The sequence below is a fragment of the Sphingobacterium bovistauri genome (assembly GCF_020295405.1).
Lineage (GTDB): Bacteria > Bacteroidota > Bacteroidia > Sphingobacteriales > Sphingobacteriaceae > Sphingobacterium > Sphingobacterium bovistauri.
Window position 1 is genome coordinate 26,560 of the sequence record NZ_JADEYP010000028.1, and the last position, 22,296, is coordinate 48,855.

The 22,296-nt window shown below is 33.3% G+C and carries 17 protein-coding genes; 14 read left to right on the top strand and 3 right to left on the bottom strand.

What is annotated here, in order from left to right:
* From IPZ78_RS13670 to IPZ78_RS13685, 4 genes are read left to right on the top strand one after another with little or no spacing between them, the layout of a single operon-like run.
* Positions 1-471 (top strand): hypothetical protein, encoded by a 471-nt coding sequence (locus IPZ78_RS13670; RefSeq protein ID WP_225554551.1) that lies wholly within the window; start codon positions 1-3, stop codon positions 469-471.
* Between the two features lie 3 nt (positions 472-474).
* On the top strand, positions 475-1,038 hold the full coding sequence (locus IPZ78_RS13675) for an HAD family hydrolase (RefSeq protein ID WP_225554552.1): 564 nt from the start codon (positions 475-477) through the stop codon (positions 1,036-1,038).
* A gap of 6 nt (positions 1,039-1,044) precedes the next feature.
* Positions 1,045-2,688: a S41 family peptidase gene (locus tag IPZ78_RS13680; protein ID WP_225554553.1), complete on the top strand. Its 1,644-nt coding sequence runs from the start codon at positions 1,045-1,047 to the stop codon at positions 2,686-2,688.
* A gap of 40 nt (positions 2,689-2,728) precedes the next feature.
* A complete protein-coding gene (locus IPZ78_RS13685; protein ID WP_225554554.1) occupies positions 2,729-3,742 on the top strand; it encodes a LacI family DNA-binding transcriptional regulator in 1,014 nt (337 codons plus the stop codon).
* Between the two features lie 55 nt (positions 3,743-3,797).
* Here IPZ78_RS13685 and IPZ78_RS13690 read toward each other — a convergent pair whose 3' ends face one another.
* Positions 3,798-5,162, bottom strand: coding sequence for a peptidylprolyl isomerase (locus IPZ78_RS13690; protein WP_225554555.1), 1,365 nt, complete (start codon positions 5,160-5,162; stop codon positions 3,798-3,800).
* 177 nt (positions 5,163-5,339) lie between these two features.
* On the opposite strand from IPZ78_RS13690, the gene IPZ78_RS13695 reads away from it, so the two are divergent.
* From IPZ78_RS13695 to IPZ78_RS13725, 7 genes are all read left to right on the top strand, one after another.
* Positions 5,340-6,428: a lactonase family protein gene (locus IPZ78_RS13695; RefSeq protein WP_225554556.1), complete on the top strand. Its 1,089-nt coding sequence runs from the start codon at positions 5,340-5,342 to the stop codon at positions 6,426-6,428.
* 36 nt (positions 6,429-6,464) lie between these two features.
* Positions 6,465-7,010, top strand: a complete 546-nt coding sequence (locus tag IPZ78_RS13700) for a sigma-70 family RNA polymerase sigma factor (RefSeq protein WP_262903879.1) — start codon at positions 6,465-6,467, stop codon at positions 7,008-7,010.
* Positions 7,011-7,058: 48 nt separating this feature from the next.
* Complete coding sequence (locus tag IPZ78_RS13705) at positions 7,059-8,225, top strand: FecR family protein (RefSeq protein WP_225554558.1); 1,167 nt, start codon at positions 7,059-7,061, stop codon at positions 8,223-8,225.
* A gap of 350 nt (positions 8,226-8,575) precedes the next feature.
* The gene (locus IPZ78_RS13710; protein ID WP_225554559.1) at positions 8,576-12,172 is read left to right on the top strand and encodes a SusC/RagA family TonB-linked outer membrane protein; all 3,597 of its coding nucleotides are present in this window, start codon (positions 8,576-8,578) and stop codon (positions 12,170-12,172) included.
* Between the two features lie 4 nt (positions 12,173-12,176).
* Positions 12,177-13,643 (top strand): RagB/SusD family nutrient uptake outer membrane protein, encoded by a 1,467-nt coding sequence (locus tag IPZ78_RS13715; RefSeq protein ID WP_225554560.1) that lies wholly within the window; start codon positions 12,177-12,179, stop codon positions 13,641-13,643.
* 22 nt (positions 13,644-13,665) lie between these two features.
* Positions 13,666-15,072, top strand: coding sequence for a zinc-binding metallopeptidase (locus IPZ78_RS13720; RefSeq protein ID WP_225554561.1), 1,407 nt, complete (start codon positions 13,666-13,668; stop codon positions 15,070-15,072).
* An 11-nt stretch (positions 15,073-15,083) separates the two neighbouring features.
* Positions 15,084-16,352, top strand: coding sequence for a DUF4302 domain-containing protein (locus IPZ78_RS13725; RefSeq protein WP_225554562.1), 1,269 nt, complete (start codon positions 15,084-15,086; stop codon positions 16,350-16,352).
* A gap of 75 nt (positions 16,353-16,427) precedes the next feature.
* On the opposite strand, the gene mtgA is transcribed toward IPZ78_RS13725, so the two are convergent.
* A complete protein-coding gene (mtgA, locus tag IPZ78_RS13730) occupies positions 16,428-17,177 on the bottom strand; it encodes a monofunctional biosynthetic peptidoglycan transglycosylase (RefSeq protein ID WP_225554563.1) in 750 nt (249 codons plus the stop codon).
* A 139-nt stretch (positions 17,178-17,316) separates the two neighbouring features.
* Between mtgA and IPZ78_RS13735 the strand changes: the two genes are divergently transcribed.
* Positions 17,317-17,682, top strand: coding sequence for a DUF2200 domain-containing protein (locus IPZ78_RS13735; RefSeq protein ID WP_225554564.1), 366 nt, complete (start codon positions 17,317-17,319; stop codon positions 17,680-17,682).
* Between the two features lie 138 nt (positions 17,683-17,820).
* Complete coding sequence (mutS, locus tag IPZ78_RS13740) at positions 17,821-20,397, top strand: DNA mismatch repair protein MutS (protein WP_262903878.1); 2,577 nt, start codon at positions 17,821-17,823, stop codon at positions 20,395-20,397.
* Here the strand turns inward: mutS and IPZ78_RS13745 are convergent.
* On the bottom strand, positions 20,394-21,518 hold the full coding sequence (locus IPZ78_RS13745; RefSeq protein WP_225554566.1) for a hypothetical protein: 1,125 nt from the start codon (positions 21,516-21,518) through the stop codon (positions 20,394-20,396). The genes mutS and IPZ78_RS13745 overlap by 4 nt on opposite strands.
* A 73-nt stretch (positions 21,519-21,591) precedes the next feature.
* Between IPZ78_RS13745 and IPZ78_RS13750 the strand changes: the two genes are divergently transcribed.
* Positions 21,592-22,296 carry a tRNA1(Val) (adenine(37)-N6)-methyltransferase gene (locus tag IPZ78_RS13750; RefSeq protein WP_225554567.1) on the top strand — a complete coding sequence of 235 codons (705 nt, stop codon included), beginning with the start codon at positions 21,592-21,594 and terminating at the stop codon, positions 22,294-22,296.

Sequence of the window (22,296 nt, forward strand, 5' to 3'; positions counted from 1 at the left end):
TTGAAAAGATTATTAATTACTAGTGCTACACATAGTTTGGGACTTCGTGTAGCTAACATGTTAGAAGGAAAATACGAAGTCGTATTATCTACATCTGAGGATTTGCCTGCTTTCATGCAATCCAATTATTTGAAAATACCAAAAGGTATAAATTCAACTTTTGCACATGAAATGCTAAAATCTGCATTGGATAATAATTGTCAGTACATTTTACCATTGCAACTTTCTGAGATTGAAACATTGGCAGAATCTTTGCTTTTGTTTGAAGAGTATGGAATTCAGGTTATTTGTCCCTCAAAGTCTCAATTGGAAGAATTGGAAATATTGGCAAATCCTATTAAAGATATGTCCTTAAGTTTGCTATTAGATAATATGGATTTATTGAATAATAGACAAGCTGAAGTTAATGTTGATGGGTTAGGGGTTCTTTCAGATTCTGGGTTAGATTTCTTGTTGGTTGTAGCGAATTAAGTAATGAGATTATTAAAAGCTGATGATTTAGACCTAAGCAAAGAAGTGTTTGCTTTTGAATTAGATGATGTGTTGTTTCCTAGACAAGATTATTTGTTGCAAGTATATTATCTTTTCGGAAGTTTTTATGAATTTACAGAGGGTACAGTAAAAGCAAATGATCTTGCCCTTTTTATGAAGAAGATTTATCTTGTTCATGGTGAGGATAAAGTTTTTGATGCCGCAAAGGAAGTTTTTGGTATTGAGGAAAAGTATCGTGAAAATTTAGAAAGGCTTCAAGCAAATGCTCAAATTCCTTTAAGGTTAGAAATTTTTAGTGAAATGAAATCTTTGTTAAAGCAGATTTTTGAAAAAGGGAAGCATGTAACTATTTTAACAAAGGGAAACCCAATTGAACAATTAAATAAGTTAAAATTTATTGATTGGGGCGAACTGGATCGCTATAAAAACTCTGTTCGTATCTATTTTGTAGATGAAATACTGCACTTGAAAATCTCTGTAATTCCTTATCTTGCAATAGAGTATGGTGTTTCAGAAGAGGAAATATCTGTTATTGAGTACCAATAAATTCATATGAAAGTTAATACATATATTCTCGGATTGATTCTTACAATAAGCTTATTAAGTTTTTCATGTAAGAAGGATGATTATAATTTCAATACGAGGTTTGCAATAGATACGACTAAAGTATATACAGACGATGCTTATGAAAATCGAATCAAAGATTCTGTTTGGTATTATTATAAATATTTAACTCTTTGGGAGCCTGTTATCAGTCCAGCGTTTGCAGATATAGAAAAGATGGAGGAGGAAAATTATTTAAAAAATAATTACACAAAATATTTTCAAACCGCTAGTGATGTTTTGGGTTATTTAATGTATATGACCAAGGCAAGTGTAAATGGAAAGTTAGTAAAAGGTAATAATGGGAGTGGTAATAATTTTTTCTTCTATAGTGACATTCTTTATACGCATAATAAGGGTGAAAGTAAAGCTTACGATTGGTATAGTTTCTTAGATCGAGGCGGTTTTATTACTGGAAGTATTCAACAGGGATATCATTCGGGATTTGGTATGGATTTGGTCTATATACAGTCCGGCTCAACCGATAAAAATCCAAAATTATATGTGCGTTTTGTCGAGAAAAACTCTGCTGCTTATCAAGCAGGTTTGAGACGAGGGGCACAAATTACTAGTTTGAATGGAGATAAAAAGATAGACTATGAAACCCAAAAAGCAGGATATTTTAATAGTCTCAATAATTATTTGAATTCAAGAAATCTTACTGTAGAGTATCGAAATACTGAGGGCGAAAGTCGTACTGTAAATATTGATTATAGGTACAATAACTATGCTGATGCAATTTTTGTAGACACTGTGTTAACAGCTGGCAACAAAAAAATTGGATATTTAGGACTTAGTTCTTTTCTGTCTACAGATGCCTGGGTACAAGATAAAGGTCAGACTAAATCTTTCCAATCAAGAATGAATGAAGCATTCGAAGGTATAGCAAACAAGAATGTGCAGGAGATGGTTGTTGATCTTCGCTATAATGGCGGTGGATCGGTCACCACAGCTGAATATTTGGGTGATATTTTAGCACCTATGTCATCATCAGGAAATTTAAAATTTAAATATAAAATCAACAATATTCTTAAAGAGCTTGAATGGGATCAAGAGGGGGATGAATTTGGACCAACTTATTTTTCTAAAAAAGGTAATTTGAATTTGTCTCGAATTTATTTTTTAGTTTCGGAAGAGACCGCGTCGGCAAGTGAATTATTAATCAATTTGCTCGCACCACATATGAAGGTCTATGTTATTGGAACTTACAAATATAATAATGGTGCTACAATAGCAAGTAATACCTATGGAAAGCCTGTAGGTTTTTTTCCTGTAGAGATCGTGAGTTCTTCGAACGAATTGTATGTAACTTCTTTCCAAATGTTTAATAAAGATGGCTTTGGCGATTATTTTGACGGTTTGAAGCCAAATTCCCATGTGTGGGAATTAGATTCGTTTAAAGATTTTGGTAATATGGATGAAAGTATGCTTTCTGCGGCCATTTACCACATTAATAATGGTGTTTTCTCTAATACAAAAAATCGTGCAGTGACAGGAAGCACAAATTTTGAACGCAAAATATCAAAAGATGGATTAAAGCAGCGTAAAATTCAAGGAATGTATAAATTTCCTAATAAAAGGATTCACTTTTAATGATTATCTTTAGCCAGATCCATAAAATTGAAATATAAGTATGAATAAGGCAGGAAAACCTACTACGATAAAGGAAATAGCTCGGAAACTAAGAATATCACCTTCAACAGTTTCACGAGCATTAAATGATCACCCTAGTATAGGTTTGGTTACGACAATGCGTGTTAAGAAATTGGCTGAAGAATTAAATTATGAACCAAATCAGACAGCTATTTTCTTTAAGCAGCGTAAGACATTCACAATTGGAGTAATATTGCCAAAGCTTTCAGAGCCTTTTTTTGCATCTGCAATCAGCGCTATAGAAGAAATTGCGGCTGAAAAAAAATTTACTGTGTTATTGGGACAATCTCTCGATAACCCTGAACGTGAATTAAATATAATTAATAGTTTTAGAACACATCGCGTAGATGGCATATTGATGTCATTAGGTAAAAATACAATAGATATGGGGTTTGTGGAAAGGCTTCATAAATATGAAATTCCAATTGTATTTTTTGATTGTGTTCCTGAAAATATAGATGTTCCAAAAGTGTATTGTGATCTATCTACAGGCATCCATGAAGCTGTTAAAGCTTTTGTTGAACGTGGACATAAGCAAATAGCACTTATTAATGGGCCAGAAACCTTGAATGCGACAGGTGAGCGTACGTTTTCATTTAAAAATGCCTTATTAGATAATGGTTTAACTTTTGATGAGAAATATGTTGTGTATTCAGAGCTCACAGAAGAGAGTAATTATAAGGCTATGGAGAAACTGAGAGCACTAGATGCTACACCTTCGGCTATACTCGCTTTTAATGATTATGTTACATTTGATATTATCAAATATGCCAAAGAGAATGGTATATCTTTAGGTCGTGATATTCAGGTTATTAGTTTCGCTAACTATTCATTGTGGAAGTATATGGATAATCCACCACTAGCGAGTATTGAGCAATATCCAGCAGAACAAGGTGCAAAAGCAGCAGAAATATTATTTGAAATGCTTGAGAATAAAGATCTTGAAATATCTATTCCTGATCAAATTTTAGCTTCAAAATTAGTCTATCAATAAAAGATTCAAATGATAAAAGAAAAGGCTTGAAATAACATATTTCAAGCCTTTTCTTTTATTTTCCAGCTAATTGCTTGGAGGTCTTTGTCCAAATTTTCAATTCTTCACAAGATGAAAATTCTGGATTTATACTAATAAATGTTGTTTCTCTTCTTGTTTCAAACCACTCACTCAATGTACGATTGACTTTGTCTTGACGAGCAGCTTCTTTAATTTTTGCAAAATCTTGATCCAAGTTTGCCTTGTGAGGGGCTATTCTTGATTTTAGATAGTAGATGCGGTATGATTTTTCACCTACTCTTTTATCCGTATACAATATAGGTTTTGAAATTTCACCTTCTTTAAGTGGATCTATTGCATTAAATACTTCAACATCATCCAGTTGATCCATAGGGATTAGAGTATTACGGTTTTCCATGTTGGATACTACACCACCAGCATACTTCGTGTTTTGATCATCCGAATAGATTGAAGAAGCTTGATTGAAGTTTAACTTATTGTTCTTAACTAAATCAGAGATACTATCAATTTTTGTTTTAGCCCTATTTAGTGACTCTATGGTCGCTTGTTTTTTGATAAGCACGTGTCTTACATTTACTTCTTCACCTCTTCTTTCCAATACTTGCAAAAAGTGAAAACCAAATTGAGTCTCAAATACGGGAGATATTTCACCTTTTTTTAATCTAAAAGCCTGCGCTGAGAATTCTTTAACCCAATTTTCACGTGTTGTGAAACCTAATTCTCCACCGTAGGGCGCAGAGCCATCTTCAGAATAAAGTCTTGCAATAGTACCGAAGTCAGATCCATTTATAACTTGCTGACGATAACTCTCCGCTTTATTTCTAAAAACATCCTTTTCTTCTTTAGTCAACACAGGATTAATAACCAATTGAGCATATTCAATCTCTGTATTAAAATAGGGTAGGCTATCGTTATTCAGGCTGTTAAAATAACGTTTAACTTCTTCTGGGGTAACATCAATGTTGGAAACAATCTGCTGTTGCATTTTATTACCTTTCATTTGTTCAGCTACAGCAGGACGTAATTCTTCTTTGTGTTGAAGAATTGATCTATTTAAAAATTCTTCTAGACGTTCTTTACCTCCAGCACGTTGTACCATAGAACGAATTCTAAAATTCAATTGATCATCTACTTCACTTTCTGATACTTCGATAGAATCAATAACAGCTTGCTGAGCTAGCAGTTTTTGTGTTAGAAGCTGTTGAAGAATATAACATTTGATATTGTCATCTGGCTTGTTGCCTTGTGCTAAATATTGTGTGTATTCTAATTCTAAATCCGATTGTAATATATGTGCATTCCCAACATTAGCAATTATTCTATCCACTAGTTTATCTTGTGCCGAAAGTGAATTAATATATACAGTTAGAATAAATAGTATTCCTAAAAGTTTTTTCATTAAATTGTCCGTCAAATTTTATGGTACAAAAATATTAGAATAATTTATAAAAGCATTATTTTTCAAATGAATAATATAAACTAACTTATTTCTAATATTAAACAGAGTCAAACATTATTTGCGAATATACTGTTTTGATTCAAGCTAATAGTCAATTTAACGAAATTTAACGAGTTTATGAAAGGCCGTCACACATTATGTATCCCACTATGTTTATTACTTCTATTGTTTTCTACGACTTTGCACGCGCAGGTCTATAAAATGTTTGTTGGGACATATACATCCAACAGTGAGAGTGAGGGAGTATATGTATATAATTTTGATGAAGTGTCTGGGGAAGCTGTCTTACATAAAACTATACAGATGTCAAATCCTTCATTTCTAGCTCGTCGAGGTGATGTCTTATACGCTGTAAATGAAGATTCAGAAGGCATGGTCACTGTTTTTAATTTGAAAGATGATAAAGTAGTCAGTCATGTTCCTACGAAGGGTGCGCATCCCTGCCATATTTCATTAAGTCCTAAAGACCCCATAGCTGTTGTATCTAACTATTCTAGTGGATCTCTCACGTTGCTTTCTTTGAATGAGGATGGTAGTATAAATAAAATCGATGATTTGATTAAATTTAATGGATCAAGTGTTAATAAGAGTAGACAAAAGCAATCACACATACATTCTGCTTTCTTTACTAAAGATGGTAATAAGGTATATGTATCGGATTTAGGTGCGGATTTGATTTATATATTTGCGATTGAAAGAAGATTCGGAGAGTTTAAGTTTCATAAAGTTGGGGAGATAAAAACTAAATTAGGAGGCGGTCCAAGACATTTAACTTTTTCAAAGGATGAAAAGATGCTATATAGTGTTTTAGAATTAACAGGTGAAATTGAAGTTTTCCAATTAAAAGGCGGTAAATGGATGAGTAAACAAATATTGCCAATGTATCCAAACAACTTCAAAGGAGAACAAGGAGGGGCGGATATTAAAATTGATAATCAGAGCAAATATATTTATGCTACCAATAGGGGTACAGCAAATCTAATTTACCAATATAAAATAACCAATACAGGGATTCTAAAAACTAAAAGCTATTCTTCAGTACAGGGTGACTCTCCTAGGAATTTAAATATTTCCCCGTCAGGAAAATTTATTTTATTATCTAATCAAAAATCAAATGGTGTTAATATTTTCGATAATAAGACCCCAATGTCGAATAAACGCTACTTTAATTTGAAAATTTTTAAACCAGTGTGTGTGATTTTTTAACATGCTGGTTGTTGTCGTTATATTTGTGGTCATCTACTGACTAAAAAGATGTCTTCGAAAAAAAATATAACAAAATTATTATTCGATAAGTATTATCAAAATCTATGTTATTTTGCTTATACTCTGTTGGGTGATAAGGTTTTGTCAGAAGATTTTGTTCAGGACGCTTTCTGCTCTCTAAATGATAATCTCGAGACATTAGTTCCTAATGAAAAAGTGTATAAGGGATTCTTATATACTGCAGTTAAAAATAAAATTCTAAATTATCATAGAAGATCAAAGGTAGAGTTAAAATATCATAAGCTTAAGCCCTTTGATGAGTTGCTCGATTTAGACTTTGATAATGCAATCATTAAGTCTGAAACTATCTCAGAAATCAATGCTTTGATAGAAAAACTTCCTAATGCATGTCAACAAATATTTAAGTTGTATTATTTAGAAGGATTTTCTACAAAAGAAGTTGCTGCGGAGTTAAACTTAAGTGTTAATACCATAAAGACTCAAAAACTTCGTGGAATCCGATATATTCAATCTAATTTAAATCCAGAATACTTCGCTTTATTTTTATTCGTTATTAAATAATTGTTTTTTTTTGTCACCCATTTCTTGTAGCTAGGTTTCTTATTGTATATGGGCCTGAATGAAAGTGAAATAGCTAAGAAATTAGCAAGGTATATTAAGGGGGAGTGTTCCGATGAGGATAAGAAGGTAATCGATGAATGGATTTCACAACATCCTAACAATCTTGAACTCCTTAATAGTCTTATGGATTCGAATAATCTTGAAAAAGATTTAATTGATTTTAATTCATTCGATAAAGATAAGGCTTGGGTGGATTTTGAATCTAAAAAATTACCTAATTACAGTTTATCGTATTTTCTTTCAAATAAGCTTTTGCGAATTGCATCGAGTATTTTTTTTGTTTTAGGTATATCATTTACTATTTATCTGTCAAAAACGAGGAGTATTAGTAATAATGTGGCTATTGCTGAGGGTAAAGTCTTAGTAGATTCTGTTGGAGAAATTTTACCAGCAACAACAGGAGCAATTTTAATTTCTTCCGATGGTAATAAAATAGAACTCAATTCTTCATTTGAAATTAGTGAAGAAGGTGATGTTTTACTCGCTGATGATAACCGGAATATCAACCTTAATAAAGAATTTGTGGAGTACGAACTTGTTGTTCCCAAGGCAAAAGTAATTCATTTCACTTTATTTGATGGTTCAAAAATTTGGGTAAATGCAAATTCAAGACTAAAAATCCCAATGCATATGAATAATGCAGAAAGACGACTAAAACTCCTGTCGGGCGAAGTGTATTTGGAAGTTGAAAAAAATCAGAGCTCAAAATTTATAGTAGAAACAGCACACGGTGAAGTGGAGGTGTTAGGTACAAAATTTAATGTTAATTCGACTAATTCAATTTTTAAAACCACGTTGTTAGAAGGAAGTGTGAAGCTATCTGCTGAAAATTCTGAAAAAATACTTTCACCAAATACTAGTGGTACTTTATATAAAGGCGATTTTGTAATGGCTAAGGCTAATATTCTAGCGGATTTGGCTTGGAAAAATAATACGTTTTACTTTAATAATTTCTCAATAAAGCAAATATCTGAACAGATTGAAAATTGGTACGGTGTAAAGGTTAGCATTGAAAATAATATTATGAAATCTAAGGATACCTACTCGGGTGAAATTTCGCGAAATGTAAAGTTGACAGAAATTGAAAGAATGTTGGAATTTATTTCAGGATTGGAGGTGAAGATCGAAGGGGACGATTTAAGAATTGAATTGTAATAAAATACAGGAATGCGCCAACACTCCTGTAAAATTTTAATTAACTAAAATGGTTTTAGCGTAAAACCAATATCAAATGTATAAAAAATATGATTGAAAATGACTGTGTTTGATCCATCAGGATAAGATCTGCATAATTTGTAATCATAATTAATCAACTAACCAAAAAAAATAATATTATGAAAATAGACTAATTACTGAATTAATGAATATCATAGATGTGCGCCAACATTTCTACATCTAATTAATTAACTAAATTTTAACGTAAAACCATTACTAAATGTATGAATAATTACTTCCCACGAGTAAGGCATAAGCAATTATACCTTCTCAGTAAAATTTTTTTCTATATGAAAGTGTCCGTGATTGTAATGTTAGTGAGTTTTCAATTTGTGTTTGCAAATTCAGAGGCTCAACATGTGAGTTTAAATTTGAAAAACGCAAAGCTTGATGATGCTTTTAAACAAATTACAGCCCAAACTTCATTTAAGTTTTTTTATAATGACGATGTACTGTCGAAGGCTTCATTAGTCTCGCTCAATGTAAAAAATGAAGATGTGAATCTTGTCCTTAGTAAACTCCTTTCTTCTAGTTTATTTGAGTACAAAATTGTATCTAATACAATTTTAGTGAGCTTATTGCCGCAGGAGAGAATAAGTAGGGAGAGCCGATTACAGACAAATGCATCAGGGATTGTAGTTGACAGTGATGGAAATCCGATAAGTAATGCAACTGTTATTTTGGTTGGATCAAGCAATGTTACAACAACAGACAAAGATGGTAAATTTACCATAGTAGCACCAATTGGTAGCACTTTAGAAGTTCGATACGTAGGTTATAAATCTGCACGATCAGCAGTGTCTTCACTTAATAATATTAGAGTAGTTTTAATATCTGACGGTTCTACGAATATAGAAGAAGTTAGTGTTATAGCTACTGGATATCAAAACCTAAATAGAAAATTATTTACTGGTTCTGCGACTTCACTGAAAGGTTCAGATGTAAAACAAGATGGTATAATTGATGTTAGCCGAATGTTAGAAGGAAGAGCTGCAGGTGTATCTGTTCAAAATGTTTCGGGTACATTCGGTGCTGCTCCTAAAATAAGGGTCAGAGGTGCTACATCAATTACAGGAGAAAATAAACCTTTATGGGTAGTCGATGGAGTAATATTAGAAGATGTTGTTAATATATCAAATGAACAATTATCTACGGGTGATATTAATACTTTGATTGGCTCATCAGTAGCTGGATTAAATGCTGATGATATAGAGAGTTTTAATATATTAAAGGATGCTGCAGCTACAGCTCAATATGGTGCTAGAGCGATGAATGGTGTAGTCGTTATTACTACCAAAAAGGGACGTGTTGGCAAAACTATGGTTTCATACACTGGAAACTTTTCATCGTATTTGAAGCCTAGCTATAATACTTTCAATATCATGAATTCGTCTGATCAAATGTCAGTGTACAGCGAGATGTCACGTAAAGGATATTTGAATTTTTCTTCTTCTTCTAGAGCTCGTGATGGTGGAGTATTTACAAAGATGAATCAAATGATAAGCACTTATGATCCTATTAAAGGAGGGTTTTTATTAGAGAATACACCAGAAGCTAAACAGAATTTTTTATCAAGATATGCACTAACAGATACAGATTGGTTTGATGTTTTGTTTAAAAATTCATTCCAGCAAGAGCATTCGGTTAGCTTTTCTTCTGGAACTGAGGGTTCACAAACTTATTTTTCCACAAGTTACTTAAATGATAATGGTTGGGCTGCAGGAAATAATGTAGAGCGTTATACCGCTAATTTGAATAATATCTACAGATTATCAGATAAACTAACTGTGAAATTCATTACCGCAGGTTCTATTCGTAATCAATCAGCTCCAGGGACTGTCGGTAGGGTGAGTAATCCTGTCGAAGGAAGGTTCTCAAGAGATTTTGATATTAATCCATTTAGCTATGCGTTGAACACAAGTAGAACTTTAACTGCATACGATGAACATGGAAATAGAGAAAATTTCACTCGTAATTTTGCTGATTTTAATATTCTGAATGAACTGGATAATAATTCTCTTGATCTAAGCATGTTGGATTTTAAATTGCAAGGAGGTGTCAATTATAAGATTACGAAAAACTTGTCTTATGATTTATTAGGTGCTTATAGGTATGTGAAAAGTTCAAATGAACACAAAATAAGAGAAAATTCTAATATGGCAAATGCTTATAGAGCAAATTATGATGCATTTACAAATGATGCTAATGATTTCTTATTTAGAGACCCTGAAAGTCCAGAAGGACAGAAAGTGGTTGTGTTACCATATGGAGGATTTTATAATACTAATGATGATTTTTTAAAATCTTATATGGTAAGAAATTCTTTAGAATTTGATAAATCAATCGATGATAAACATTTGATAAATTTTTATGGTTTTCAAGAGATAAGATTAGCTAGCAGACAAAATAGAAATATGATTGGTTACGGCTATCAATATGATAAAGGTGGAGTACCTTTCATAGACCCTAATATTGTGAAGCAAGCAGTGATGAGTAATTTGAATTATTATGGAATGAATAATAAGTATGATCGTTTCGTCGCATTTATGGGGAGAGGAGCGTACTCTTATGATGGGAAATACTCTATTAATGCAACAGGAAGGTATGATGGTTCGAATCAGCTTGGTAAATCTGCAAAGGCAAGATGGTTACCTACATGGAATATTTCTGGAGCTTGGAACATTGACAGAGAAAGTTTTTATGTTGGTAAGGACTTCACTAAAATACTTAATCGTGCTGCAATTAGGATGACTTATGGGTTGACCGCGAGTCTAGGCACAGCTACCAACTCAGCTCTTATTTTGCGAAATGGAAGTGCCTTGAGACCATATTTGACAGAGACAGAGTCTGTAATGAATTTAGAGTACATTGAAAACTCTGAACTAACATGGGAAAAACAATATGAAACTAATCTTGGATTTGATTTGGGTTTTTTTAACGATAAATTGAATTTGACTGTTGATTTGTATAAGAGAGATGGATTTGATTTGATTAGTCCTATTCGAACCTCAGGTATTACAGGTCAATATATTACAAATGCTAATTATGCCGATATGAAATCAAAGGGCATAGAGGTGACTTTAAGTGGTCCAATATTGAAATCTGACAGTTGGAATTGGACTAGTAATTTCAATTTTGGATATAATGAAAACAAAATTGTAACGCTTAATGGAAGAGAAAGTATTTTTGGTTTAGTAACAGCAGATGGTGGGCCTCAATTGGGGAAACCTTATAGAGGGCTTTATTCCATAGAGTTTAAGGGGTTGTCACATGATGAAGGGATACCAACATTTATCAATCAAGAAGGTGAGGAATCGACAGATGTTAACTTACAAAGTTTAGAAACTTCTTTCTTAAAATATGAAGGACCAACAGATCCTAAATTAACGGGTGGATTCTTTAATACTTTGAGTTATAAAAACTTCAGTTTAGGTACTTTATTGACCTTCTCTATGGGGAACAAAATCCGGTTAAATCCAGCTTTTAGTTCTAATTATACAGATTTAGATGCTATGCCAAATGAGTTTAAGGATAGGTGGACTTTGCCTGGAGACGAGGAGCTTACCAACGTGCCATCTTTATTGTATGTTTTAAACTCATTGTATGTAGATGGGTATCCATTCAATACATATAATTATTCTTCGATAAGAATTGCTGATGGAGGATTTTTGAAACTTAAACAAGTTACTTTCACTTACAACTTTGCGGAAAAATTAGCTCAAAAAATTCGTGGAACAAGGGCGTCATTAACATTGGCCGCGAATAATCCTTGGCTGATTTATTCTGATAAAAAATTAAAAGGACAAGATCCTGAATTTTTTGCCTCAGGTGGGGTAGCGTTACCAATACCTAAACAATATACTTTATCATTAAAAGTTGGATTTTAACGTTATGAAAAATAAACTATTATTTATCATTTGCATATTATTTGTCAGTATAAATACAGGATGTGAAAAAATATTAGATCATCAACCTGATGATCGAACAGAACTTAATTCACAAGAAAAGGTTAGTGAATTATTAGCTAATGCTTATCCAAAGGGTAGCTATATTACTATGGCGGAATCTATGAGTGACTTAGCTGGTGATAAAGGTAATAATGGAAAAACATTTGTGAATCAATTTGCCTGGATGTTCAAAGATCAATTAGATCCTAGCGATACTGATTCTCCTCCATTTTATTGGAATGCTTGTTATAATGCAATAGCTGCCGCAAATTATGCTTTGGAGGCATTATCTAAACTTGAAGAGACGTCAGCTACACGAGCAGATAGAGGTGAAGCTTTAGTAGCTAGGGCATATTCGCATTTTATGCTTGTGACATTTTTTGCTAAATCTTACGACCCACAAACTGCTTCAACTGATCTTGGTATTCCTTATGTTATTGATCCACAAAAAGTCGTGGAAGGGTCATACTCTAGAGGAACAGTAAAAAGTGTTTATGATAATATTGAAAAAGATCTATTGGAAGGAATTTCATTAATTAGTGATCAAAAATATACTGTTCCAAAATATCATTTCAATACAAAAGCAGCGTACGCATTTGCGACTAGGTTTTATTTATTCAAGCAGGAATACCAAAAAGTCATAGAGTTCGCGAATAAGGTTTACACAACTGAAGCTATTGGAAACAATTTACGAGCATGGAATACGGTTTATAGTGGATTTGGTTATTATGAATTAGAAGCTATTTATACAAATTCTACTGAGCCAGCTAATCTTTTATTACAAGAAGCAAAAACTTCTTGGGGAAGAAACTATGCTGGATATACCTATGCGCTTTCAGAGAGTGTACTGCAAAAGGTCTTTTTATCTAATTCAAATCCTGCGAGAAAAACTTTTGCGCAAGCAAATAAAATATTTGGAGGGACAGAGCTGGTTTACAATTTACCAAAATTTAGAGAACATTTCGTGAAACCTTCTATAAGTGCAAATTTTGGTGATGCTTATAATATGATTCCTTTATTTACGACAGAGGAGGTATTGTTTAATAGAGCAGAAGCTCATGCAAGCTTAGGCAATAATGCAGCATGTATTGCTGATCTTGATGTTTACCTTTCAAAGCGGTTAGTAAGTTATTCAGCTGTAAACGATAAATTTTCAGAACAAAAGGCAACTGCTTTTTTTACTGGTAAAACGTCCTCGCAGGCCCTCATTGAATCAATACTTAATTTTAAGAAAATTGAATATATCCATGAGGGAATGCGTTGGTTTGATATTTTAAGACATAAAATTGCTTTTGAGCATATTAGTGCGGATGGTAAAATAAATATTTCTATTAGTGCAGATGATAATAGAAAAGTATTACAAATTCCAGAAAATGCAATAGCCATTGGTTTGGAGGCAAATCCTAGATAATAATAAATCATAAATGAGAATTATGAAAAAGAGATTAAAATTCGTTTCATGCATAGTATTATCATTGTTTCTAATGAATTCATGCAAAAAAGATGAAGTACTGACTGCCGACTTGACTGGGTTAGGAGGAGAACAGTGGGCAAAAACCGAACTAGATAATTGGTTGTTTGATAATTATATAAAACCATATAATATTGAAGTCAAATATAAATGGGATAGATCTGAATTAGGTGATATATATAAGACGATAGTTCCGATTAAGGAGGATCTTGTAAAGCCAGTTATGGATGTAATAAAAAGGACATGGATTGAGCCCTATGTTACTGTGAAGGGAGATGATTTCTTCAAGACTTATGCACAAAAGCAATTTTATCTTGCTGGAAGCCCTTCTTATAACTCTAATGGTACTGTTACATTAGGCACCGCAGAGGCTGGAAGAAAGATTGTTATGTTGAATTTAAATACTTTCAATGCATCAAATAAGAATGCAGTAAAGCAAATCTTACATACGATGCATCATGAATTTGGACACATACTTCATCAGAACATAGCCATATCTCCAGAATATCAAAAGGTAACTCCAGCTGATTATACGGCTACTTGGTTTAATTTTACTGATGTTCAAGCTCGTGATCTAGGGTTTATTACCGCATATTCTAGGTCAAATAAGGACGACGATTTTGTGGAGATGATAGCCACTTTATTAGAAGGAGGAGAAGCTTACTTCGATAATGTTATAAACAATTTGTTTGTGAAAAACGGGACTGTAATTAAAAGAAGTGAAACAGGTATTTATGAAAAGAATGAAGATGCTCGCAATAAATTGTTATTGAAAAGACAGTTTGTAATTGATTATTTGAAAGACAAGTGGGGTATAGAATTAGCCGAATTACAAAAGGTTACTCAAAAAGCTATTGATGATCAAGTAAAAACACCCGATTTTCATAATTTGCTTGGAATAGGGAAACGATTTACTTCTCTCAATATTAATCCTCAAAAAGTTACCAAACTTTCTTCAAAATTTTTAACTGCTTTTAATACAGCAAATACAAGTTTGAAAGCGGACGCGAAACCCCAATATGTAGATAATATAACTTTGTCTTTTACTAGTGCAACGAGAATTGTATTACGCGTTAACACTGTAGAATTATCTGCGACGAATTTGAATGGCGTGAATGCAGATTTTAATTTTGATGTGAGTATTGTTGATGGAGTTTTTACGATGAAGTACGCTGATACACAACCTACCACTGCTAATTATGTAAATGCTCGAGCAATAGAGGGAAAAATTGCACCATTATTAAATTATTTTAAAGATCAAGAGTTTAAAATACAATGGATTGATAATATAATACCTCAATCAAAAGAAGTCTTTGGAGGAATTTTTAAAACAGGAGATCCTACATCATATATATACGGTATTCTTTAAACTTAATAATTATGAAAAATTATTTATTATTTGGTCTTTTTTTTATAACTCTTTTTTCATGTAAAAAAGATGATTCAGCAATTTTGGAAAGTCCTGATAAAAGGCTTAATATGACATTAGCTGATTATGAAAAACATTTAGTAGACACCGAATTTGGGTGGATAGGATATTTATTAACAGGAACTGAAAAAGTACATGTTTTTAAAATGGCATTTAGCGATAAGAATAGAGTAAATATGTCTTCTGATTATGCAAAGACAAATGCAGAAAGTTCATACATTTTGAGAGCATTACAAAAGCCTACTCTGATATTTGACACATATTCTACAATTCATATAATTAATGACCCTTCATCTAATGTAAGTGGTGGTGAGATAGGTGAAGGACAGATTACTGACTTTGAATTTCAGTTTATTAGGGCCTCTCAAGATACTATTGAGTTAGAGGGTGTTTTGAATAAAAGTAAATTTTTTCTTATTAAAGCTAAAAGTAAGAAAGAGTTAGATGATTCTTTTAATATCTATCAGGATATTAAAAATGAATATAATAAGCTACAAACTTATTTTAGACGTGTTAATGTTGGAGGGATTGATTGTGAAATTAATATTAATGATGCCAATAAGAGGTTTACCTTAAAATATTTAGAAAATGATGAGCTTGTTATTAAAGATGTTAATTATTTTAATGTAGGTAATAGGTTGCGCTTTTTTCAGACTATAAAATTAGGTGACACAGAGATTAATGGTTTAAATGATTTTCGGTATGATGACCAAGCGAAAGCAGTCGTTGCAACTACCTTTGGTGGTAAAGAATTTGTAATTAAAGAAGAGACAAAACCGCTTAAGTATGAGGTTAATGTGCCTAAGCTATGGATTGATTGGACAGCAGCAAGTGGTTATGTTTCTGCGTATGAGGGTTTTCATGCTAATGGCTCAGATGACGGGTTGGGATTAAAGACACTGGCGGGTTTTAGAAGACTTGATTTCGTGGCTCCTACTGCTACTGTATCAAATCATGTAGCTCGTATAGTTGCAAGTACAAATTACGGTCCTATATTCAAAACGACAATTAATGAGAATGGAATTGTAATTTTTACACAGACGGGAACATCAGGAACGGTTCCTAGTGCTGCAACCGATACCTTTAATAAGTATGTGGCGCAGTATACGCAACCAGAAGGATATTATATTATACGAGTAAAGGGAGGTGGGACAAGAGATCAAATATACGATATGGTGAGTGTGTCAGATGGCAAGGCTTGGGCTACCTGGGCTTACTAAATAGCTGATTTTTTTAAATATTATTACAACAAAGGACCATCTTTAAGATGGTCCTTTGTTGTAATAATATTTTTTCTATTCCGGCACTGTATAATGATTTAAATACCTGACAATACTATTAGCTCTTGAATTTACATATCGAGAGGGTCTTCTTGCGTCCCATTTGCGAGGGTTGGGAAGGATCGCAATAATTAAGGCCGCTTCTTTCTTTGAAAGGCTTTTACCCGATTTATCAAAATAATACTGTGCTGCGGCTTCTGCGCCGTATACACCCTGTCCCATTTCTATCACATTCAGGTAAACTTCCAAAATTCGTTTTTTAGACCAGAAAATTTCAATTAGAAAAGTAAAATAGGTTTCTAATCCTTTTCGTAACCATGATCGCTCAGGCCACAAGAATACATTTTTTGCTGTCTGCTGTGATATTGTTGATCCACCACGAAGTGGTTTGCCATCGTTGTTCTTTTCAAATGCTTCCATAATTGCTTTGGTGTCGAAACCATTATGCGTCATGAAATGCGCATCTTCACCTGCAAGGGCAGCCTTCTTAAGGTTAGTAGAAAGCTCATCATAACTCAACCAATCTTTTTCAATCTTAAATCCCTTATCTTCAGCTTTCCATTCAAACCCTCTCTTTATCATCAAGTATGTGATAGGGGGATTGATAAATTTCAGGGCTAAGACCCAAAATATTGTTACTATGAAAAATCCAACGATTATTCTTAAACTCCATTTTTTGGTCAATTGAAACCAGTTCTTTGAAGTTGATTTTCTTGTGTTTGATTTTTTACGTGTAGAAGTTGAGTTTGTTCTTTGAATAGCCATGACTATTTGATACGGTATTTGCATGCAAACCTAAATAAAAAATAGACAATTTGCATCAGGAATTGTAACTTGTATAGTAATAAATTTCCAATTGGTATGCTATCGGTAGAGGGAGATTTTGAAATAAATTTAAATTTTTATGAAAGACACGAGCCATCATGACGAAAAAATCGCAAAGATGATTTTTGCTTCAGTGTATCCACATTATGTGAAGAAAGTTGAAACAAAGGGACGAACGAAAGAAGAACTACATGAAGTAATTTTATGGTTGACTGGTTTTTCGGAAGAAGAATTGCAAGCGTATATTCGTAATAAGGCAACTTTTGAAGAATTCTTTAATTTGGCTAGATTAAATGAAAATGCCAATTTGATAACAGGTGCAATTTGTGGGTATAGAGTCGAAGAAATCACAAATCCATTGACTCAAAAAGCACGCTATTTAGATAAATTAATCGATGAACTAGCAAAAGGTAAGAAAATGGAAAGAATACTGAGAAAAAAGTAATAACAAAAATTATTACGAGATATTTTAAGCTATTTCTTATGCTTTTTTGTCCTTGTCAAATCACAGCATTTATCTTATTTTTACAACTCAACTAAAATTTATTTTCCATTGACAAAGGCAAAGAAAGAAACTCCTCTAATGCAGCAATATAATAGCATTAAAGCTAAATATCCAGGTGCATTGTTGTTATTTCGTGTAGGTGATTTTTACGAGACGTTTGGTGAAGATGCAATCAAAGCTGCAGGAATTTTGGGTATCGTTCAGACCAAAAGAGGCAATGGTACAGAATCTGAGACTGCTTTGGCGGGCTTTCCTCATCATTCACTTGAAACGTATTTGCCAAAATTGGTTCGTGCAGGATGTCGTGTTGCTATCTGTGATCAACTCGAAGATCCAAAACAAACAAAAACTATAGTAAAACGTGGGGTCACGGAATTGATTACACCAGGTGTGTCATATAGCGATAACATCGTACATCAAAAATCCAATAATTATCTAGCTTCCATTTATATAGAAAAATCAGTGGTCGGTGTATCATTCCTAGATATTTCGACGGGAGAGTTTTTAGTTGCACAGGGAAGTGTCAATTATATTGATAAGTTGCTTCAAGGGTTTAAGCCTACTGAGGTAATCATGCCGAGAAAACAGTCTAAAGAATTTTTAGAGCATTTTGGACCTTCGTATTATACGTATTTCTTGGATGAATGGCCATATTCTGGCGACTATGCAAATGAAACTTTGCTAAAGCATTTTGAGGTTAATTCATTTAAAGGATTTGGTATTGATAGAATGCCAATTGGAATTGTTGCTGCAGGTGTGGCATTACATTATCTAAATGAAACCGAACATCGTAACCTTCAGCATATTTCAAATATTTCACGTATTGAAGAAGACCGCTATATGTGGTTGGATCGTTTTACGATTCGAAATTTGGAATTGATTGGCTCGGCAAATGAAAATGCAATTACACTGTCTGATGTTTTGGATGAGACAGCTTCTCCAATGGGAGCTCGATTATTAAAACGATGGATTGTCATGCCTTTGAAGGATAGAAAATCAATCCAAGAACGTCTTAATGTAGTGGATTATTTCTATCAGAATCAAGATTTGCGCGAGCAATTGATTCAAGAGATAAAGCAGGTAGGAGATTTAGAACGTTTAATTTCTAAAATTGGTTTGCTCAAAGCTAATCCTCGTGAAATTATACAGTTAAAACGTTCGCTTTATGCTACTGAAAAACTGAAGGAATTGACGAATATTGCAGAGTCAGAAGCTTTGCGTATGATTTCTGAACAGTTGAATGCTTGTACAATTATTCGTGAGAAGATAGAGCAAACTATTCAGGCAGAGCCGCCTGTTTTACTCAATAAGGGTAATGTTATTGCGGATGGTGTGGATGCTGATTTGGACAAGTTGCGTAAAATCGCATTCGGAGGTAAGGGGTACTTGGTAGAGATTCAGCGTAGAGAGGCAGAAGCGACAGGCATTCCTTCCTTAAAGATAGCGTTTAATAATGTGTTTGGTTATTATTTAGAAGTGACCAATACGCATAAAGATAAAGTGCCTGAAAGTTGGATTCGTAAACAAACACTGGTTAATGCAGAGCGCTATATTACGGAAGAACTTAAAGAGTACGAAGAACAAATACTTGGCGCTGAAGAGAAGATTCAAGTTATTGAAAATAGAATTTATGGAGAATTATTAGTTTCCATAGCTGAATATATAAAGCCTATTCAACTCAATGCGCAATTGATAGCAAAATTGGATGTATTATTAAATTTTGCGACAATAGCACAAAAAAATTATTATACAAAACCCGATATATCCGATTTAAAGATCATTGATATCAAAGGAGGGCGTCATCCAGTCATTGAAAGAAACCTTCCAATTGGTGAAGACTATATTACGAACGATACTTATTTAGATCCTGAATCGCAACAGATCATCATCATAACGGGGCCAAATATGGCAGGTAAGTCGGCTTTATTACGTCAGACAGGACTAATTGTTTTGATGGCGCAAATAGGTTCTTTTGTGCCAGCCAAAGAAGCACATATTGGATTAGTTGATAAGATTTTTACTAGGGTAGGAGCTTCAGACAACTTATCTTCTGGAGAATCTACATTTATGGTAGAGATGAACGAGACAGCGAGTATAATGAACAATCTTTCAGATCGTTCGTTGATTCTGCTTGATGAAATTGGTCGAGGAACAAGTACGTACGACGGTATTTCCATTGCCTGGGCGATAGCCGAATTTTTGCATAATCATCCTTCTGCAAGGGCCAAAACATTGTTTGCTACACACTACCATGAATTGAATGAGCTTAACAATTCTATGCCGCGTATTAAAAATTATAATGTCACGGTCAAAGAAGTAAACAATAAAGTGATATTCTTGCGCAAATTAGTTCCTGGTGGATCGGAGCATAGTTTTGGTATTCATGTGGCTAAATTGGCGGGTATGCCATCCAAATTAGTTGGTCGAGCTTCTGAAATCTTGAAACGATTAGAACAGGAACGTACAGGGGGAGAGCAAATAAAGGATAGTATGCGGAAAATCCAAAAGCAAGCTCATCAACTGCAAATGTTTGCGATTGATGACCCAGTGTTAGAGAAAATACGTGATATGTTGAATAATCTTGATGTCAATACATTGACTCCTGTCGAAGCATTGATGAAATTGGACGAGATTCAACGCGTACTGAAAAGTTAAAAACGAACAAAAAATTCTAAAGAAGCATATTTGGATGGGATGGTAGAATGCAATCTGCCGTCCCATGTATAAGGAACTAAGTGTACATTGCTTTCAACTCCTATATAGGTTTTGTTTTTAATATGTCTCATTAGTGCAATGCCCAATGATGAATGTAAAGTTTGAACATTCCTTAACTGCATAAACTCTGTTTCATTACCTTCATCATCTTCACCATAAACTGTTTCAGACAAACCTGTCCAGATAACACCATACCCTATATTTACTTTTGGCAAAATAATAAATCTGCTTTTATCCAATAACTTATAGCCAAGACCTACTGCAACTACATGGCTAGAATTTGATGCCACTTCTCTTAATTCGTCTTTGTACATAAAATCAAAAGCTGGTGCATTGGAATGAATTCTAAATTTATAATGTACATCGAATACGAAGTCATTTATGAATGGCGACATGTACGATAATCCTCCTGTAAATGAATTTTTAAAGTAAATATTTTCACCAATAGGCATGAATGAGCCCGCATGTACACCAAATGTGTTCTTTTCCTTGTGTTGTTCATTTTCGATTCGCTCCTTCATCTTTTTATCAGGTGCTGATTTTGGTTGCATGATATTTAAATAGGCATCTATATCATCAGCAAAAAGGTGAAGTATGGCCACATCATTGTTATTGATTGTGGAGTAAGAAGGAGAATTTAATATAGCTGAGGCTTTGATTTTTAATAGTGAATCTGTAGGATGACGTAATGGTACAAAGTTGAATGATTTCTTATTTTTAGCATAAATGTTTTGATAATCTGTGTCCGAGGCATTATCCCAACGTTTGATAAGTGTTTCATCAAATTTATTTTTGATATATCGTGTATAAATTGCATCTGTATTTTCTTTGTTAATTACTTGGTAAATTAGTCTTGTTCGTAGAGTAAATTCATTTTCTCCACAATTTGCTTCAATGGTGTTCATTATAGTTAAGATATTCGGAACATCGTTTTTCTTAAGAAGTGAAATTAGTTTTTCTAAGGATAGAGTAGAAATCTGTTCACAGTTATTTTGAGCCTTACCAGGAGTCATTGACAACATGAAAAAGAATAGTAAGGATAGATTTCTGATTATCATCATAATGGTTAGTTTATAGCTAAAGTATACATAAAAAACAATTTCTTCAATTGTAAATTGGCTACCTTTGTTAGACATGGGATCAGTATTTAGGTTTAAAGAGTTCGAAATAAATCAACAAGGATGTGCAATGAAAATAAACACAGACGGCGTTTTATTAGGGGCTCTAATTTCTTCGAAGCACCCTTTGCGAATTTTAGATATTGGAACAGGAACTGGTGTTATAGCCATCATGTTAGCACAGCAATTTCCGCATACTATTGTGGATGCCGTTGAGATAGATGAAGATGCTTACAAAGCTTCTAGATTGAATTTTGAAAATTCAAAGTTTACTTCAAGGTTAAATGCAATTTTAGGTTCTTTTGAAACTATGAAATCTGTTGAAAAATATGATTTGATAGTTAGTAACCCCCCTTTTTATACGAATTCTCTACATAATCCTGATGCGCGTAAGAAATTGGCGCGTCATGCTGATTTTGATTTTTTTGATAAGCTTTTGGTATTTGCGAATGAAAATATTTCTGATCACGGACAGTTAACATTAATATTGCCTGTAGAATTGGCGGAGTATATAGCCGCAGAAGGAGAAAAAATAGGACTGCATATAGTTAAGAAAATATTGATAAAATCTTTTGAAGAAACAGAGGTCATTCGCCATATTATAACACTTAGTAAATTGAGAACTGAGATTTCTACTGAAGAATTCATTATTTATGAATCACAGGGAGTGTATTCCGATGGCTATCGAATTTTATTAAAACCTTTCTTTTTAGCATTTTAG

Bases quoted from the DNA above. Each gene is read 5' to 3' on its own strand.
- IPZ78_RS13745 (WP_225554566.1), bottom strand. From the start codon at position 21,518: ATGATGATAATCAGAAATCTATCCTTACTATTCTTTTTCATGTTGTCA.
- IPZ78_RS13695 (WP_225554556.1), top strand. From the start codon at position 5,340: ATGAAAGGCCGTCACACATTATGTATCCCACTATGTTTATTACTTCTA.
- mutS (WP_262903878.1), top strand. From the start codon at position 17,821: ATGCAGCAATATAATAGCATTAAAGCTAAATATCCAGGTGCATTGTTG.
- IPZ78_RS13690 (WP_225554555.1), bottom strand. From the start codon at position 5,162: ATGAAAAAACTTTTAGGAATACTATTTATTCTAACTGTATATATTAAT.
- IPZ78_RS13720 (WP_225554561.1), top strand. From the start codon at position 13,666: ATGAAAAAGAGATTAAAATTCGTTTCATGCATAGTATTATCATTGTTT.
- IPZ78_RS13680 (WP_225554553.1), top strand. From the start codon at position 1,045: ATGAAAGTTAATACATATATTCTCGGATTGATTCTTACAATAAGCTTA.
- IPZ78_RS13735 (WP_225554564.1), top strand. From the start codon at position 17,317: ATGAAAGACACGAGCCATCATGACGAAAAAATCGCAAAGATGATTTTT.
- IPZ78_RS13715 (WP_225554560.1), top strand. From the start codon at position 12,177: ATGAAAAATAAACTATTATTTATCATTTGCATATTATTTGTCAGTATA.
- IPZ78_RS13725 (WP_225554562.1), top strand. From the start codon at position 15,084: ATGAAAAATTATTTATTATTTGGTCTTTTTTTTATAACTCTTTTTTCA.
- IPZ78_RS13685 (WP_225554554.1), top strand. From the start codon at position 2,729: ATGAATAAGGCAGGAAAACCTACTACGATAAAGGAAATAGCTCGGAAA.
- IPZ78_RS13705 (WP_225554558.1), top strand. From the start codon at position 7,059: ATGGGCCTGAATGAAAGTGAAATAGCTAAGAAATTAGCAAGGTATATT.
- mtgA (WP_225554563.1), bottom strand. From the start codon at position 17,177: ATGGCTATTCAAAGAACAAACTCAACTTCTACACGTAAAAAATCAAAC.
- IPZ78_RS13675 (WP_225554552.1), top strand. From the start codon at position 475: ATGAGATTATTAAAAGCTGATGATTTAGACCTAAGCAAAGAAGTGTTT.
- IPZ78_RS13710 (WP_225554559.1), top strand. From the start codon at position 8,576: ATGAAAGTGTCCGTGATTGTAATGTTAGTGAGTTTTCAATTTGTGTTT.
- IPZ78_RS13750 (WP_225554567.1), top strand. From the start codon at position 21,592: ATGGGATCAGTATTTAGGTTTAAAGAGTTCGAAATAAATCAACAAGGA.